Here is a 15,978-nt window from a genome sequence, read left to right as displayed (position 1 = left end):
CACGATATGCTCCGATGCCGGAAGCAATTTCCGGTTCTGGCCATCGCTAAAGTCCATAATTTCTATCGATTGAAAATATTGCCGCTAAGCTAGCGGGAGTTCAGTCCCGATGGCGTCCCAGGTGTTGCGGACGCTGATTGACTCATATGGAGCATCACCCCTTGCATCGAAGATCATTTCTGCACGTCTGCGCAACGGCATTGGCCGCAACCGCTTCGATGGCGGTGTCCGCAGGGGCTGTCGAGCCAGCGACAAAGCTGATCGTTGCAGACCAGGCCGAGTTCGTGCGCAACCTTCTGGAGGCCAGCGGGCAACGCAAGACCCTTTCCTTCACGGTCGATTTCCCGAATTTCGCTGGCGGGCCGGCCATTCTCGAAGCAATCCGCGCCGGGGCACTCGACATCGCCTATGTCGGCGACACGCCGCCAATCCAGGCCCGTGCCTCCGGGACGCTGTTGCCGATCGTTGCAACCTTCACACGCGAGATCGCTCAATACCGCCTCACCAGCCGGGCCGGCCTCAGGATCGAAAAGCTCTCAGAACTCAAGGGCAAGAAAGTGAGTTATGTCGAAGGGTCCGGTCGGCAGGTATACCTGATCGAGGCCCTGAACAGAGCCGGCCTGACCCTCGGCGACATCACACCGGTCAACCTTCGTGTTGCCGATCTTCCCGACGCCCTGCGTTCGGGCGCCGTTGATGTTGCCGTGCTCCAGGAGCCATTCGTGACAAGGCTTTCTAGGCAGGCCGGCGCCAGCGCGGTTGTCGATCCCGAAGAACGCAGGCTCCTGCCCAGTACGTCGTATTTCTATGCCCGTCCGGACGCACTGGCCGATCCCGGCAAGGCGGAAGCCATCCGGCAATTCCTGGCAGCTTTCGTCAAGGCCGGGAAATGGAGCAACGAAAACGACAAGGCATGGGCAAAGCTCTATTATACCGACTTCCAGCGGGTTTCGCCCGAGGATACGGCGGCGATCCTCAAGGGCCAGTCACCGCTCGTATTCCAGACATCGGCAGAGGCGATCCCACACCATCAGAAGTTGATCGACATCCTCTATCAGGCAGGCTCGATCAGGGAACGCTTCGACGCCAAGGGATCCTTCGTGGACACGTTCGACAAGACCATCGAACAGTCCCGCTAACCGCGGAGACGACATGACAGACATATCCACCAGCACCATTGTCAACAGGCGCATCACGCGCAATGCCGATCGCACGGACAGGAAAAAACCGGCGCGCCTGACGCCTGAAAGACTTCCGGCAGGCTGGCGGCTGATCGGCCCCCTGATCATCCTGATGGGATGGGAGGCCGCATCGCGGCTCGGTGTCCTGTCTCCCAATACGCTGGCAGCTCCTTCGACGGCAGTCAGGACCGGCATCGACATGGTTCTGGACGGCAGTCTGCCCGTTCATCTGGCGGCGTCGGCAGCACGCGCCTATTCGGGGCTGTTTCTCGGTGTCTTCGCTGGCGTCGTTCTTGCCCTTCTTTCGGGCCTGACGCGAACCGGCGAGGCTCTGATCGACGGCGTCGTCCAGATCAAGCGCGCAGTCCCCACCCTCGCCCTGATACCGCTCGTCATCATCTGGCTTGGCATCGGCGAAGCCATGAAGATCTTCCTCATCTTCACGGCTGTCCTCATTCCAGTCTACATCAACACGCATGCCGCCCTGCGCGGCATCGACATCGGTCATGTGGAACTGGCGCGAACGCTCGGGCTGAGCCGTGCGGAATTCATCCGTCACGTTGCCCTTCCCGGCGCCCTTCCAGGCTTCTTCGTGTCCCTGCGCCTGGCTGTCGCATTGTGCTGGACGGCGCTCGTGGTGCTGGAACTCGTCAATACACAGACCGGTATCGGCTACCTCATGAACCGTGCCCGTGACTGGGGACAGACCGATATCATCGTCGTGGGGATCATCATCTACGCGCTGCTCGGGCTTGTCTCCGATGCCATCGTCCGGTTCATCGAAAGCCGCGCGCTTTCCTATCGACGGGCGCTCGGCTCATGAACGCCCATCTTACCCATGCCGTGGTCATTCGTGATCTTTCCCGCAGTTTCAAGGGCAAGACAGTCCTCGACCATATTTCACTCGATATTCCAGCCGGGCAGTTCGTCGCACTTCTCGGAGAATCCGGATCAGGCAAGACGACGCTGCTGCGCGCGCTCGCCGGCCTGGACGACGATGCCGAGAGCAAGGGGCACTATAGCCGGCCGGACAATGTATCTGTCCTGTTCCAGGACTCGCGGCTGCTTCCCTGGAAGACGGTGATCGACAACGTCAAGCTCGGTCTTCGCCGCCCGGACGCGCGCGCCGCCGCCGAGGCGATGCTGGCCGATGTGGGGCTTGGCGACAAGGCGACCGCATGGCCCTCCACCCTTTCCGGGGGGCAGAAGCAGCGGGCTTCTCTCGCAAGGTCTCTTCTGCGTGCACCGGCGCTGCTTCTTGCGGATGAACCGTTCGGCGCACTGGATGCGTTGACCCGGCTGAGAATGCAGGCTCTTCTCATGCGTCTTGTCGAGCACCAGCGACCGACGATCATCCTGGTCACCCACGATGTTGACGAGGCCCTTCTGCTGGCTGACCGGATCCTTGTGCTGAAGGACGGTCATATCGCCGAAGATCACGCCGTCTCGCTTGCCCATCCCCGCCACCAGCACCAGACCGAACTCTCCCTCCTGCGCGCACGTCTGCTCGCAAGCCTCGGCGTGGAAGCCGGCAACCTCTGAAAGGCCCGATCATGTCCCGAATGTTGCACCTCAATCTCTTCCTCATGTCGCGGGGCCATCATGAGGGTGCATGGCGACATCCACACGCAAACCACAAGGCGCTGACGGATCTCGACCTTTACGTCGAGGCAGCCGCAATCGCCGAAAAGGCGAAATTCGACGCGGTGTTCCTCGCCGATACCCTCGCGGCCGGCAACAGCAGCGGCCTGGCCTCGTCCGGCTCGCTGGAGCCGATCGTGCTTCTGTCGCTGCTGGCGGCCCATACGCGCAAGATCGGCCTGATCGGGACCGCCTCCACCACCTATAGCCTGCCCTACACGCTGGCCCGCCAGTTTGCGACGCTGGACCATCTGTCGAAGGGCCGCGCCGGCTGGAACATCGTTACCTCATGGGCACCGGAGGCGGGTGCAAACTACGGCCGGCAACAGAATGTCGACCACAGCGATCGCTACAGGCTGGCCGAAGAATTCGTGGAAGCGGTCGATGCACTTTGGAAGAGCTTTCCGGCCGAGGCGGTGCTCGATGATCGCGAGGGCGGGCGATATCTCGACCGTGACCGGATCAGACCGGCAAACTATGCCGGAGAACACTACAAGACCAAGGGACCACTCAATGTTCCTGAAAGTCCGCAATCGCGCCCGGTCTATATTCAGGCAGGTCAATCCGATGCGGGCCGCGCTTTCGCCGCGCGATGGGCCGAGGCCATTTTCACCGCCCACATGACCAAGGACACGGCAAGAACATTCTACTCCGACGTCAAGAACCGCGCCATCGCCTATGGTCGCCGGCCGGAAGACATCGTCGTCCTGCCCGGCATCAGTGCAGCGATCGGCTCGACCTCCAGGGAAGCCGAGCAGGTCTGGGAAGAACTGGACGCCCTTACCAGCACGGAGGTTGGCCTGACCCGGCTATCTGCCCGCTTCGGGGGACACGATTTCAGCGGCATTCCGCTTGATCGTCCGCTGACGCGCGATGACTTTCCGGACCCCGATACGGTGGAAGCCTCCAAGAGCCGGGTGATCGGTTATGTCGACATGACACTGCGGGAAAATCTCACACTCCGGCAGCTTCTTCGCAAGCTTGCTGGCGCCCGCGGTCATTTCGTGGCGACGGGAACGCCCGAAGAGGTCGCCGACATCATCGAGGACTGGTTCCGAACGGGAGCGGCCGATGGCTTTAACGTCATGCCGCCGATCATCAACAGGCAGCTATCTCTTTTTGCGGAAGAAGTGGTTCCGATCCTGCAGAGGCGCGGCCTGTTCAGGACAGACTACGAGGGAAGCACGCTCCGCTCCCATTTCGGCCTGAGCGATGTCGGACGCGGTACGCAACTGGCACGCTCGGCATAGGAAAGACCGCGTTCATCGCAATGGACAGCGGGGTCCGTTGCCGGGCTTGTCGTAAAGGCGGATTCGGCCGCCAGTGTGCTCTTAGAGGGGATAGGCCGCGCTCTGGTAACATTCGGGCCGGTCAGGGGCGAAGGGATCTATCGAGTTGGATAGACGGACGTCTGCTCTCGAAGGGACGCCAACCGGCACCCGGTAGACTGGCCTGCTGCGGGCTTTTCGGACACCGAGTCAAGGTGTTCCTCCTGAAACCGGCAGCAGGCCATGCGACATAATCTCATCGTGTCGATCGATAGCGGAAAGCGCACAGATCGATATAGCCCGCAAGGCCGGCGCCGCGAGTAGCCGTTTTCCTTCAGCCCAAGGTCACGGCAGTCCTTCTTGATCCGGGGTTCAGACGCTTTTTCGAACATCTCCCTCAACATCGATACATCGAGCATCGTGCCACCACCTGTGGACGGCAGGCAGTCCGTCAGAAACTGGTGGTGAGCGTGAAGAGGAAGCGCGGGCTGTCGACCTTGATATTGCTGTTCATCTTCGGATCGATTGCCCAGGCCACCGAAAGGTCGCCGCTCAGATGCCCACCAATGTCAAAATCCAGTCCAAAGCCCGCATCCGAATAGAAGCTGCTGGATTCGCCGCGCAGATAATCGTCGAACACGGCACCCACGTCGATGAAGGCACGGATGCCGGAGGAGAAGGGAATGCCCAACGCCTGCTGCATGCCGCTGTTGTAATAGTCGGAACTGTAGCGGATCTGGTTGGCAAGATAGAGACCGTTGTCACCCGATAGCGACGAAAGCTCATAGGCGGGAAGCGTGCTGACGCCGCCAAGATACCAGAGTTCGCCGGAGGGCAGGCGCTTTTCCGGGGTATACTGGCCGCCGGCCCGCATCATCAGGCTGAGGCCGTCGCCTATCGACTGGAACAGCGTGGCGCTGCCGACGATGCGGGTGATCGTATCGCGATCATGGCCGCTGAGCCCCTTCGTATCGACCCAGGACTGGATGAGGCGGAGTTCGGTTTCGATATAGGTGCCGGTGGTGGGGAAGGTCGCCTGCCCCTTCACACCGCCGAACACGCGAAACGACAGCGTGTCGGTATCGACGGTGCTGACTTCGCTGTGGGTGTTGCTCCACTGGCCGCCGCTGACGGTCGAGAAGTTCCAGGTCGGCGTGGTGTAGAAAGGCTGCGTGTAGGTGAGGCTGACGAGATCGCCGCGGCCCAGCACGCCGAGCGAGGCGAAGCTGCCTTCCAGAACCTTGGAATCCGAATGGGAATAGAGCAGGCGCAGCCCGCCATTGCCCACCGGCATCGGCAGGTCGGCGTCGAAGAAATAGGAGCCGACGTCGAAATCCTGCAGCATGTTGCTCATGTCGCTGACGGATGTGGTCAGGCCGGCGGAAATCGTCTCGTCATAGCCGAAGGGCGAGTAGAGGCTGGCGGTGGCGCCGAGCGTATAGCGACCGCTGTCGCGGGTGCCTTGGTTGTTGAGATAGACGGTGCCGCTGAACGGTTTTGGCTCGCCCGTCACCTGCAATTGCAGATCCGTGGTGCCGGTCTCCTTGCCGGGCTTCAGCCCGGCCGTGACCTGGAACTTGCGGTTCTGGTTCACCGCGGCCAGCCGCCGCTCGATCAGCTGGATGGTGGGAATGCTGCCCGGCAGCACCTCGACATGGTCGATCACCACGTCGGAGCGAACCTTCTTGTTGCCCGACACCTCGACGGCGCCGATCGTGCCTTCCACCAGCTGGATGCGGACATGGCCGCCGGCGATCTGCTGCGGCACCAGGACAGCCTGGGCGGTAATGTAGCCCCGCTCGCGATAGGTGGCGTTGATCTTCGCCGTCAGGCGGAACAGGTCCGCGACGGAGATCTTGCGGTTCAGATAGGGCGCGACGATTGCGTCGAGATCGGTCTTGGTGAAGATGCGGCTGTCGTTGAACGCGACATCCTTCAGCACGAAGCTGGCGCGCTCGGCGCCTTTCGGCACGGCCACATCCTCCTGGCCTGGCGCGCTCGGGGCGGCCGGCTGCTGGTCGGTGGCGCGCTCCAGGGCGCGCTGGCGCTCACGCTGCTCGAAATCGCTGACGGCACGCGGATTGTTGATGTCGGCATCGGTGGTGGCAGGCACCGTCGGAAGCGCCGGCGCCGCGCCGGCCGGAACCGCCACCAGACCGCAGGACAGGCCGAAAAGCATGGCGCCCGCCCGGATCAGACGCGCGGGCACGGCCCTGCCCTGTCCGGCATCCGTGGCTATCCCGATCTGTTGTCCCCTGTTGCGCTCGCGATATCCGCCGCGTTGTATGTCCCGAACCGACCGCACCTGAACCCCCGAAATTCCGCAGGGGAGACCCACCGCGGGCCTCCCCAGTCTGTCTTGCTGGCGACAGGCGGCATACGCCGCCCGCGACGGCCTCAGCCCTTCGGCTGCTGCGCTGCCATGCGCGTATTTTCCTTGACCATCTCGTCATAGGCCATGGAGAAGCCGATGACCGAGAAACCGATCCCGACCTTTTGGCCGGTGCGCGACACGATCACGACGCGACCGCCGTCCTTGGCGCCCTGCATGGCCTTGATGAAGCCGTCGTCGGTGGTGCCTTCAACGAAGCAGCCCTGTACCGAGCAGCGGTTGACGCCGGCGGTGGTCTGATAGCTGCCGACCTCGACCGAGACGCCCGGCGTCAGCAGGAAGTCCAGCGGCAGCACATACTGGATGACATTGCTCTTGGCCTTCGGATCGAAGGCAATGCTCATCACCAGAATGTTGCGGTCGGTGTCCTTCTGAGCGATCCGCTGCTTGATCTGGCAGTTCACATTGTTGATCGCCGGGTCATAGCATTCCAGCAGCCAGTCGCCATGCTGCTGAACGGTCACCTTTGGTCCGCTCTGAACCTCTCCCGGCGCAGCCGCGGCGCCATCCTTGCCCTTTTGCGCCGAAGCAGCGGTGCCATCCTTCGCTTTCTGGGAGGCATCGGCAGGCTGTGCAGCGGCAGTTGCCGCAGGCGTTGCCGGTGCTGCGGCTTCCGGAGCCTTCGGCTTGTCGCCGGTGCCGGCGGCCTCTGCCACCAGCGGCATAGCAACGCCAAGCGCCAGGCAGGCGGCAAAGGTGGAGATCAGAGAGTTCAAACGAATTGCATTCTTGGACACGACATCCTCACTTCTGGAAATAGTCTTCGGTTCGCTTGTGGCACGAAGGTTATTGCTGCGGGAGGGCAAGTGCTGTGGTTCCACAGATTGCTGCCTCCCGCTGTTGTTTAGTTCCCGGGTGCCAGGATGATGGCTCCGTTCTCGTCGCGCTCAACCGCATCGGCGATCACGCTCTCGGCAAGATTGACGATGCCGGTCCGGCTCTCCTGCAGGACGCGCAGCGCACGCAGGTAGAGGCCCGCGTCCGGTACCACCGGCAGCAGCGCCGCGACATCGATGCGGGCATTGCGCATCTCGGTATCGAGCACGTTGCGATGAGCATTGCCGCCATCATCAAGGTAGTTGCCGGCCGTCGCCATGATCCGATAGCGCGACGGATAGGTGGAGCGGACATCACGCAGCACCACGTTGAAGCCTGCATCCACACGAACCTGGCCACGCCCGCCATCGATCCATGCCCCTTGCGTCTGGATGACGTTGTCTTCAACCGCACGGATCCTGATGTCACCTTCCCCAACTGCCGTGATATCCGAGGTTGCCGCGATGAACACGTTGTGCTGGGCAAGCACACCGATCGATCCCTCGGCGGTATCAAGATCGTTCTGCAGATAGGCGTTGCCCTGACGGCTGCGGACGCCGAGATCACCGTTTCCGGCGGTACGGACCCGCTGAACGATGGCATCAATGCCCGCGAGGATATCGACATCGCCCGTTCCGCCGTCGATCAACGCACCGATCGCCTGGGTGAACTGCCCCGTGGTTGCGTCCAGGCGGATGCTGCCTGCACCGGCGGCCGTTACATTGGCAGCGTCTGCCAGCGTCAGGTTCGTATCGGCGGTCACGCCGATGTCGCCTTCAGCGGTGCTGACCTCCTTGTTCAGGTCAACGCGGCCCGTCCGGGCGGCAATGTCGATATTGCCGTTGCCGGCTGTCAGGATCCGGTTCAGCACGGCATCCGTACCGGCCGAAAGTGTGACCGAACCCGTGCCGCCGTTGATGATGGCAAGGGCACCCTGGGTGAGCGTGCCATTCGTTGCCGACAGCGCAATATCGCCGGCTCCGCTAGCAGTCACATGGGCAGCATCTGCCAGCGTCAGATTCGTATCGGCGGTGACGCCGATATCGCCCTCCGCGGTGCTGACCTCCTTGTTCAGGTCAACGCGGCCCGTCCGGGCGGTAATGTCGATATTGCCATTCCCAGCCGTCAGAATCCGGTTGAGGACGGCATCCGTACCCGCTGCCAGCGACACTGATCCCGTACCCCCATTGACAATGGCAAGCGCACCCTGGGTAAGCGCCCCCTTCGTTGCCGACAGGGAGATGTTGCCTGCACCGGCGGCCGTCACATGGCCTGCATCTGCCAGCGTCAGGTCCGTATCAGCAGTGACGCTGATATTGCCTTCGGCGGTGCTGACTTCCTTGTTCAGGCTGATCTGGCCGGTCAAGGCAGCGATGGCAATGTTGCCGTTCCCGGCGGTACGGATGCGATTGAGAACGGCATCCGTACCGGCGGTGATCGCGATCGAACCGACGCCGGCGTCGATGACGGCATTCTGAGCCTGCGTCAGCGTCGCATCGGCAGAGAGCGCGATGTCACCGTCGACCGCAGTGGCGGATTGCGTCAGCAGATTGCCGGCCGTGGAGACGCTCATCGACGATCCAGCCCCGACCGTACCGCCTTCCAGCGTCATGCTGCGGCTGTTTTCGATTGCGACGTCGCCGCCATCGGTGTTGGTAAAGGTCAGGCGGGCCAGATTGGTCGATACTGCCGTGTCGCCACCAATGCCGCCATGGGCCGAAAGCGTGACGCCTGCCGTATCGTCGGAGACATCGATATCCTTCAGGCCGTCGCCATTGCCGTTGATCGAGCCGCCGGCATTGACGACGATGACGTCGTTGCCACCCTTCTGGCTGACAAGGTTGCCCAGCACCACATTGCCTGCGGCGCCGATGTCGATGGCATTGCCAGCAGCATCGATGGTGGAGCCTTTGCCCATCACCAGATCGGCATCGGTGCGGATCTTCGCCGTGCCATCGCGGGAAACGATCTTGCTGTTCTGGCCGAAGATCACGTCGTCGGGCGCGTACCAGTCGATGACGCTCGCCGAGAAGGTCTTGCCCGCCTCGACCAGGATCTGGCTTGCCGATACGATCTTGGAGAGACCGCCAACAACCGCCTCCTTCACCTGCACCGGAAGATCCGGAGCGTACATATAGGAATCGCCGGGCGTCTGCACCTCGATCGAACCCTTTGCGCGGGTCGTCACGTCGAGGTCCGCCCCTTGCGTGCCGATGCCATCGCGAGCGTAAAGCTTGACGTTGTCGCCGTTGATTTCGACCCCATTATCATTGAAGGCATCGACGATGCGGCCGTCATTGGCCTGAAGGTCCAGCGTCGGGCCGGCCGCATCCTGCAGGCGCAGGTCGCCGGTCTTTTCCGAAAGATAGGCCGAGCCATCGGTCCGCAATTGTACATAGCCGTCATCGGTTGCGTCGGTCACAAAGCGCTTGTCGGACGTACCGAGATTCTCGCCGGCACTCGACAGCACCAGGTTGCGACCCGTGACGTTGGCCGTGCCGTCGTCGTTGGCGTTCAGCAGGCTGCCGGAGGTGTTGAGCTGCAACGTGTTGCCGACGGAGATTGTCTTCACCTTCAGATCAGTCTGGCTCTGCAGGAAGGCGTCCTGACCGGCATTCACGTTGACAGTGCCGTCAGTGTTGATCGACACACCGTCATGGTTGGTAACGGTGATCGAGCCATCAGCATTGTAATGCACGTCCCCAACCGCGGCCGTACGCATGCGCTGCATGTCCGCCACGGAAACCGTCTTGTCGCCGCTGCCGTTGACACTGAAACCGTTGCTGGCTTCACCAATGGTTCCGGAAACATCGATATCGAGGCTGCCGGCCTGGATGTTGCTGCTCTGGTTCGACCCACTGGCATTACCGCCGACCACTTCCGCATTGACCGCAGAAAGAACGGCATCACGGTTGATGGTGAGGCCAGCCGTATTGGCGGTGCGCTCGGCGTCGGTCAGCGTGTAGACGAAGTTGGGGTCATACGTTCCTTCGGCCGCAGCCCCGAGCTTGTCGTGGGCGTCGTGATAGAAGGCTGTCTGCTTTGCCTCATAGGACGCGATATCGGCATCCGAAAGACCGTTGGACTTCAACGCCGTGCGATCTTCCGCCGAGACATGATAGACGAAGTCCGGATCATAGGGCGCAACAGCGCTCACTGCTTCTGTGGTGGCCACCCGCATCAGGCTTGCGCCATTGGTCGCACTGGTCGTGCGGCCTGCACCCCGCATCTTCCAGTAGGCCTGATACATGTCGGTCATCTGCTTGGCCTTGGCATCGTTGACCAGTTCGGTCTGTGCCTGGGTATAGCTGGCCGAGCCGATGCCGCGGCTGTCGAGATAGTCGGCAAAGGCAGCATCGCGCGTGGCAAGGTCAGTGGTCGTTGTCTGGCCGTTCAGAAGATCGCCATTGACCAGCAGCGTGAGATCGCCGGCCACGTCGATCGTATCGACCCGCAGATCACCCGAGACTTCCCGGATAGTGACGGCATCAGCATCTTTCGTCTTGACGGACAGGGTGCCGCCGCCGGCCGCGTCGGTATCCACATCAAGGCCATTATCGGCAACATTGGTGAGGATCTTGCCCGTCTTGCTTTCGAGTTCGATACGGCCGCCCTTGACCACCGAGCCCATGTTCGAGGCACGGAAATCGAGATTGCCACGGGATACCAGCGTCAGGTCGCCACCATTGGCGGTCTTTGCCGCATCGACAGTGATCTGGCCGAGGCGCAGGTTACCAGCAACCTCTTCGAGATAGAGGTTCGGAGCCTTCGCATTCACGATGGCATTGTCACCCGTCTGTTCGATCTGGAACGTGTCGGTTGCTGAGCTGCCAATGCTGATCTTGGCATTGAGCGTGATGTTGTTTGCAAGCAGAACACCCTTCTGGCCATCATTGTTGGCCGTGTAGATGCCACCCTGCTCACTGGTCAGCAACGTTTCGCCCGAGATGTTGCGAACTTTGCCTCCGACCAGCACATCACCCTGGCTCTGTACTGCGATGCGACCGGTGTTCTCGCCGAAGAAGCCGATATTGATCGTCTTGTCCGCCTTCACCGAGTAGGTCTGATCGCTGTGGTAATAGATGCGATAGTCCATCTTCGGACGAACTTCCCAGTCGGCGCAGATGCCGAGAATCCGCGTCTCACAGACCGTCTCGCTCTTGAAGTTCTGCACCTCGCGCCCCGTCTCAGTTACTTCGCGCGTGTAGTGGAAATCAGAGGTGTCGGAACTGTCGATCGTCAGTGAACCGACCGGCGCTGTCCCGAAGTTCGGGGTGGACCAGCTAATGTGATCATCGCCATAGCGCTCCCATCCATCGCCGCTCGTCCGGGTGGTCAGTGTCTTTCGGATCGCAGCGTAATCGGCAGAGGTCCAGGGGGCTCCGTTCTGGTTGCTGATGATGCCGTTCACATCGCTTTCGCCGTCGCTCTTGTCCTCGTGGTGCGAGTAGAACTGCTGCAGATCGTAGTAGTCGGCCTTCACGGTCCACTTGTACCGTTGGTTGGCCAGCGGATCATAGGTGGCCGCGGCAGCGCCGGTATCTGCCACGGTCATGGCAACGCCATTGGTCAGTTCGTTCGAAGTGTTCTCGTACTTGACGATGTCGCTGCCGATGCGTGCCCAGCGGGTCTGCAGATAGCTGCTGTTGGCGGTCTGGTAGTTATGATCGTTGAAGACGATCGTACCTTCCACGCCATCACCGGTATCGATGTCACGCAGTTCCAGCGCGCTCGTCGACTGGTTGGTGATGTCGAAGCGGGCGAAGCCGTCCAGCGCCTCCACCTTGCCGCGGCCGGTGCTGGCAATGCGCCCCTCGATGATGATGCTGCCGCCTTCCGCCTGCAGATTCTTCGCAACGATGCGGTTGGTCGCATAGTCGTAGAACAGCGGGATGGTGGACAGGTCATCGATCGAAATGCCGGCCAGTTGGTCACGCGTGGCCGTCAGCGGATCAAAGCCCAAGCCACCTGTCAGCTGGTAATACCGATCGGATTCGCTCTTGGTCTGGGCATAGCGGGTCTTCTGGGCACTCGCCAGGGCCGCGTCCACCTGCGCCTGCGTAACAGTCGTATCCCGGCCGCTCACACCGGAACGGATTGTCCCGTTGATGTTGACCCCATCGGCCTTGATGTAGATGTTGCCGAGCGCCTCGATCGAACCGGCAGCACCCTGCGGCATACCTGCCGATGACAGCGTCACATTGGCATTATCAGCCGTCTGGGTGTTGTTGTAGGAATTGGCGAGGTCGCTGAATTCGCTGATCGGGTCATTGCCGAGGTTGATGTCCTTGTCGGTGTCGATCCGGAAATCGCGCCCGGCCAGAATGGTCAGATCTGCCGCCTGGACACGCGACTGCAGTGCAACCGAGCCATAGACATTGGCGAGCGTCACAGAACCGCCAAGGTTGCTGATCTGGCCCTTGACGGTGAGATCAGGTCCGCTTGCATTGGTGTTGACCACAGACAGCACTGCATCCGCCGTCGGAAGGGTGTAGCGTACCGCGCCGAGAAGCGCAGAACCATTCTGCTTCACCTGCGTGCCGTTCACATACACCTTGCCGCCCACCAGATAGGGGATGGACAGGCCGGTGATGGCCAGCGCATCGGACGAGGTATTGACCACCCGCAGATCCGCATCGCGCGGCGTGACGATGCTGCCGCCGCCGATAAGACCGCCGCGGTTCACACCGGTGCGCAGGACGACATCGCCGAGCGGTGCCTCGTAATTGACGTTCCACGTATTGCCGGACCTGCTGACGGCCTTGCGCCAGTTATAGCCCTTGCCGGTCACGGAATTGATGTCCGTGCCATCGATGGAAACCCACCGCACCCGGTCAACGCCGGTTTCCAGCGTGCCGCCAAGATTGACGACACCCGCCTTGTTCGTCTTGCCAACACCCTTGATGTCCATGAAGGCTGTCAGGAAGCTGGTGGCCGAGTAGTTGCGGACATCGATATAGGCGGTGGCACCGCCACGCTTGTCATCAGAGGCTGCGGCATGAATGTCCTCGCCGGACTGGACCTTGCCGCCGCTGGCGATGGCCAGGATATTGTTCTGGTCGCTCGTCGCACGTGAAATATTGTCACGCGGAATGCCGATGGCAGCCCCGATGATGGAAATGACCGAGGAGGCCACATCATTGCTGTTGATGCGGTAGCCGACCAGGCGGTCCCCTGCCAGGGCAGAGGTATCGTTGGCGTCCACATAGTCCTCGCCGGCCCCGAGGAACACGTCCCCGTAGCTTTTCACGAGGGCATTTTCGCCAATCGTCACCACGTTGTCGGAGGTCGATGCGGTAACGGAATCCACCCGCAATGTCGCCCCGGCACCATAGGCCGAACCGTCGCCAGACGTGGACATCTTGGTATCGGTGACGGCAGAGGCTTCCAGACGCTCGCCGGCAAACAGCGATGCCGCAGTGCCGACGTTCACATAAGACTGCGCGCGATCTCCCGAGATGCCAGAATGGGTGAAGTTTGTCTTGCCGGTGGCAGCGGCCGCAGCGCCCGCTGCATCCACAGTGATCACGTCATCGCCGCTCACATTGGCCATGGATTTGATCGTCAGATCGCCTGCCGAGTAGATCTGTGTGTTGCGGCCGATGGAAACGCCGGTGTCCGTCTTCACCGTCACGTCGGAATCCACGTCGGCAATCGCGATTGCGCCATAGGCCTTCAGATTGACATTGCTGCCGCCGAACAGGTCCTTGGCAATCGCATTCCGCGCCAGGATCTGGATTTTTTCCCCGTTGCTCTGGTCGTCATAGGTCTTGGAGACGATCTTTCTGTTGTCGCCGATATCGACCGTGGCAATGCCGCGGACATCATAGTCATTGCTGCCGGAGCCGCCACCGATAAGGCCGACGCCGAAGGAGTTCATCTTGCCGTCGAAGTGGCGCTCGTGATCGGCCTTGATGACGATGGTTCCGGTCGCCCGGATGTCGTCGCCGGTCGGCGTCGCGCCGAGATCGCGCAGTTCGATCGTCGTTGCACCGACATCAGTGACCTTGGCCATCGAAATGCCGGCCGTGTAGACACCACCGGCAACGGCGAAGCTCTGCGAGGTCGCACGGGTGTCGCTATTGGCGAGAATGGAGATGTCCTGCGCGCTGATCGAGGAGCCAAGCGCGATTCGGCTGCTGTTCCGGTTTGTCGACTGTGCCACATGGGCGCCGAGCGACAGGGCGCCGACGGTAATGCCGATAATCTTGGACTGCAGCGCCACCTGGTTTTCGGTGGTGATGTCAACGTCACCGCTGCGGGCCGTAATCTGCCCGTATCCGAGGTCGATGACGGCATCATTGCCGGTTTTGGCGGCAATATTGCTGCCTTGGGCAGCGCCCAGACCGCCTGCTGCGGCAAGGGCGAAGCTTTCGGCGCGGCGATAGGTGGTGCGCGCAAGCCCCAGGAATTCCAGGGCGGTGCGAACAGCACCGCGGTCGCCGGCAATAGTCGCAAGCGTTGCCGCACCCGACAGGCGACCCACGGACTGCAGCTCACCGATCAGCGCGGAGATTTCCACCGCACTGCCCTTCAGCACATGATTGTTGCCAGCCTTGACCGTCGCGTCACCATAGCTTTCGGCATAGGAATGGACATAGCCGGCTGCGACCGCGCCGAGCGCAATACCGACGACGTTGGAGACCGACCAACCGAGGTTTTCGGCCTGGAGATTCAGCACCCCGGCGGCATCGAGCGTCACATTGTCGCCGAGTTGCACCGTCGCGTCGCTGTCTTCCTCGATTTCGGAGACGGCAGCCTGGCCGGCCACGGCACCACCTGCACCCGCCAGTCCGTCAACCGACATGCGGAAACGCTGCTCGGCCAGCACATCGAGATTGCCCGAGCGGGTGGTCACGGTTGCGCCGTTGCCGATCGTGGTGGTGGCGCCACCTTCCAGATCAGCACGCGTATAGGAAACACCAGCGCCGACGAAGCCGCCGGCGATACCGATGGTGGTTGCGGCCAGATTCTGCTCGTTCTCGGCGTTGATGACGGCCTGCGTGGCGGAGACCTGCGCGCCGGCGCCGATCGTCGTATTCGCCGTATTGCGCAGACGGTTGTAGTTGATCGAGCCGGCCGCGCCGACCAGACCCGCCGCGCCGGCGAAGTTGACGGCCTCCAGCACGGAGACGTTTTCTGCATCCATCGAGAGCGCAGCACCCGCTGTCACCCGCGCATTGTTGCCGATGGCGGTGATGGCGGAGGACGAGAAGTCGTTGACGCCAACCGTCAGGCCAACGCCCACCGTGCCACCGCCGCCGACTGTACCGGCAAACTGATAGACACGGCCGAAATCGCTGGCGGAAAGATCGACGGAGCCACCGGTCACCACCTCGGCATTGTCGCCGATCGTGGCGGAGGTGCGGTCGTGGCCGTCCTTCGTCAGCATGGCCGATACGCTGGTTGCATCCCCGGACAGGCTGGAGGCGGTTGCACTGTTGGCCTTGGCAACCGTCGCGTCGAGCGAGGCATTGCCGCTGTTCTGGACGCGGTTGTTGACAAGCTTGGACAGAACCTTGTCCACATCGCCTGCCATGCCGCCGCCGTCGACCGCAGAGGTGCCATCATTGTCCTGGTAATCATTGAGATTGCCGGAGCCGGTGCGGTTGATGACGACGGCACCGCCCACGCCCACCACACCGCCGACGCCGCCGGCAATGGTGTTGGACGCATAGTT

At 61.8% G+C, this 15,978-nt stretch carries 7 protein-coding genes; 4 read left to right on the top strand and 3 right to left on the bottom strand.

The genetic code is table 11. From position 1 onward, the window contains the following. Positions 1-218: 218 nt before the first annotated feature. The 4 genes from F3H95_RS25365 to F3H95_RS25350 are packed head-to-tail and all read left to right on the top strand — an operon-like array spanning position 219 to position 4,072. On the top strand, positions 219-1,139 hold the full coding sequence (locus F3H95_RS25365) for an ABC transporter substrate-binding protein (protein ID WP_210245848.1): 921 nt from the start codon (positions 219-221) through the stop codon (positions 1,137-1,139). Positions 1,140-1,152: 13 nt separating this feature from the next. Continuing rightward, entirely contained in the window at positions 1,153-2,004 is an 852-nt protein-coding gene (locus F3H95_RS25360; RefSeq protein ID WP_142880706.1) for an ABC transporter permease, read from the top strand. After that, positions 2,001-2,723: an ABC transporter ATP-binding protein gene (locus tag F3H95_RS25355; protein WP_142880705.1), complete on the top strand. Its 723-nt coding sequence runs from the start codon at positions 2,001-2,003 to the stop codon at positions 2,721-2,723. The genes F3H95_RS25360 and F3H95_RS25355 overlap by 4 nt, the downstream gene beginning before the upstream one ends. Before the next feature lie 11 nt (positions 2,724-2,734). After that, complete coding sequence (locus tag F3H95_RS25350) at positions 2,735-4,072, top strand: LLM class flavin-dependent oxidoreductase (protein ID WP_149748002.1); 1,338 nt, start codon at positions 2,735-2,737, stop codon at positions 4,070-4,072. A gap of 469 nt (positions 4,073-4,541) precedes the next feature. On the opposite strand, the gene F3H95_RS25345 is transcribed toward F3H95_RS25350, so the two are convergent. From F3H95_RS25345 to F3H95_RS27310, 3 genes are all read right to left on the bottom strand, one after another. Further along, a complete protein-coding gene (locus F3H95_RS25345; RefSeq protein WP_149748001.1) occupies positions 4,542-6,299 on the bottom strand; it encodes a POTRA domain-containing protein in 1,758 nt (585 codons plus the stop codon). 188 nt (positions 6,300-6,487) lie between these two features. Then, positions 6,488-7,219: an invasion associated locus B family protein gene (locus F3H95_RS25340; protein ID WP_188134486.1), complete on the bottom strand. Its 732-nt coding sequence runs from the start codon at positions 7,217-7,219 to the stop codon at positions 6,488-6,490. A gap of 107 nt (positions 7,220-7,326) precedes the next feature. Then, positions 7,327-15,930: a hypothetical protein gene (locus tag F3H95_RS27310; protein ID WP_210248594.1), complete on the bottom strand. Its 8,604-nt coding sequence runs from the start codon at positions 15,928-15,930 to the stop codon at positions 7,327-7,329. Positions 15,931-15,978 lie beyond the last annotated feature (48 nt).

This window comes from Rhizobium sp. RU35A (assembly GCF_900156005.1).
In the GTDB taxonomy this organism is placed as follows: domain Bacteria; phylum Pseudomonadota; class Alphaproteobacteria; order Rhizobiales; family Rhizobiaceae; genus Neorhizobium; species Neorhizobium straminoryzae.
Note: the sequence above shows the minus strand (reverse complement) of the source record. Positions and strands in the feature narration are given on the sequence as shown.

Excerpts from the sequence above, each read along its gene's own strand:
- F3H95_RS25365 (WP_210245848.1), top strand. The coding sequence starts at position 219 with ATGGCGGTGTCCGCAGGGGCTGTCGAGCCAGCGACAAAGCTGATCGTT.
- F3H95_RS25360 (WP_142880706.1), top strand. The coding sequence starts at position 1,153 with ATGACAGACATATCCACCAGCACCATTGTCAACAGGCGCATCACGCGC.
- F3H95_RS25355 (WP_142880705.1), top strand. The coding sequence starts at position 2,001 with ATGAACGCCCATCTTACCCATGCCGTGGTCATTCGTGATCTTTCCCGC.
- F3H95_RS25350 (WP_149748002.1), top strand. The coding sequence starts at position 2,735 with ATGTCCCGAATGTTGCACCTCAATCTCTTCCTCATGTCGCGGGGCCAT.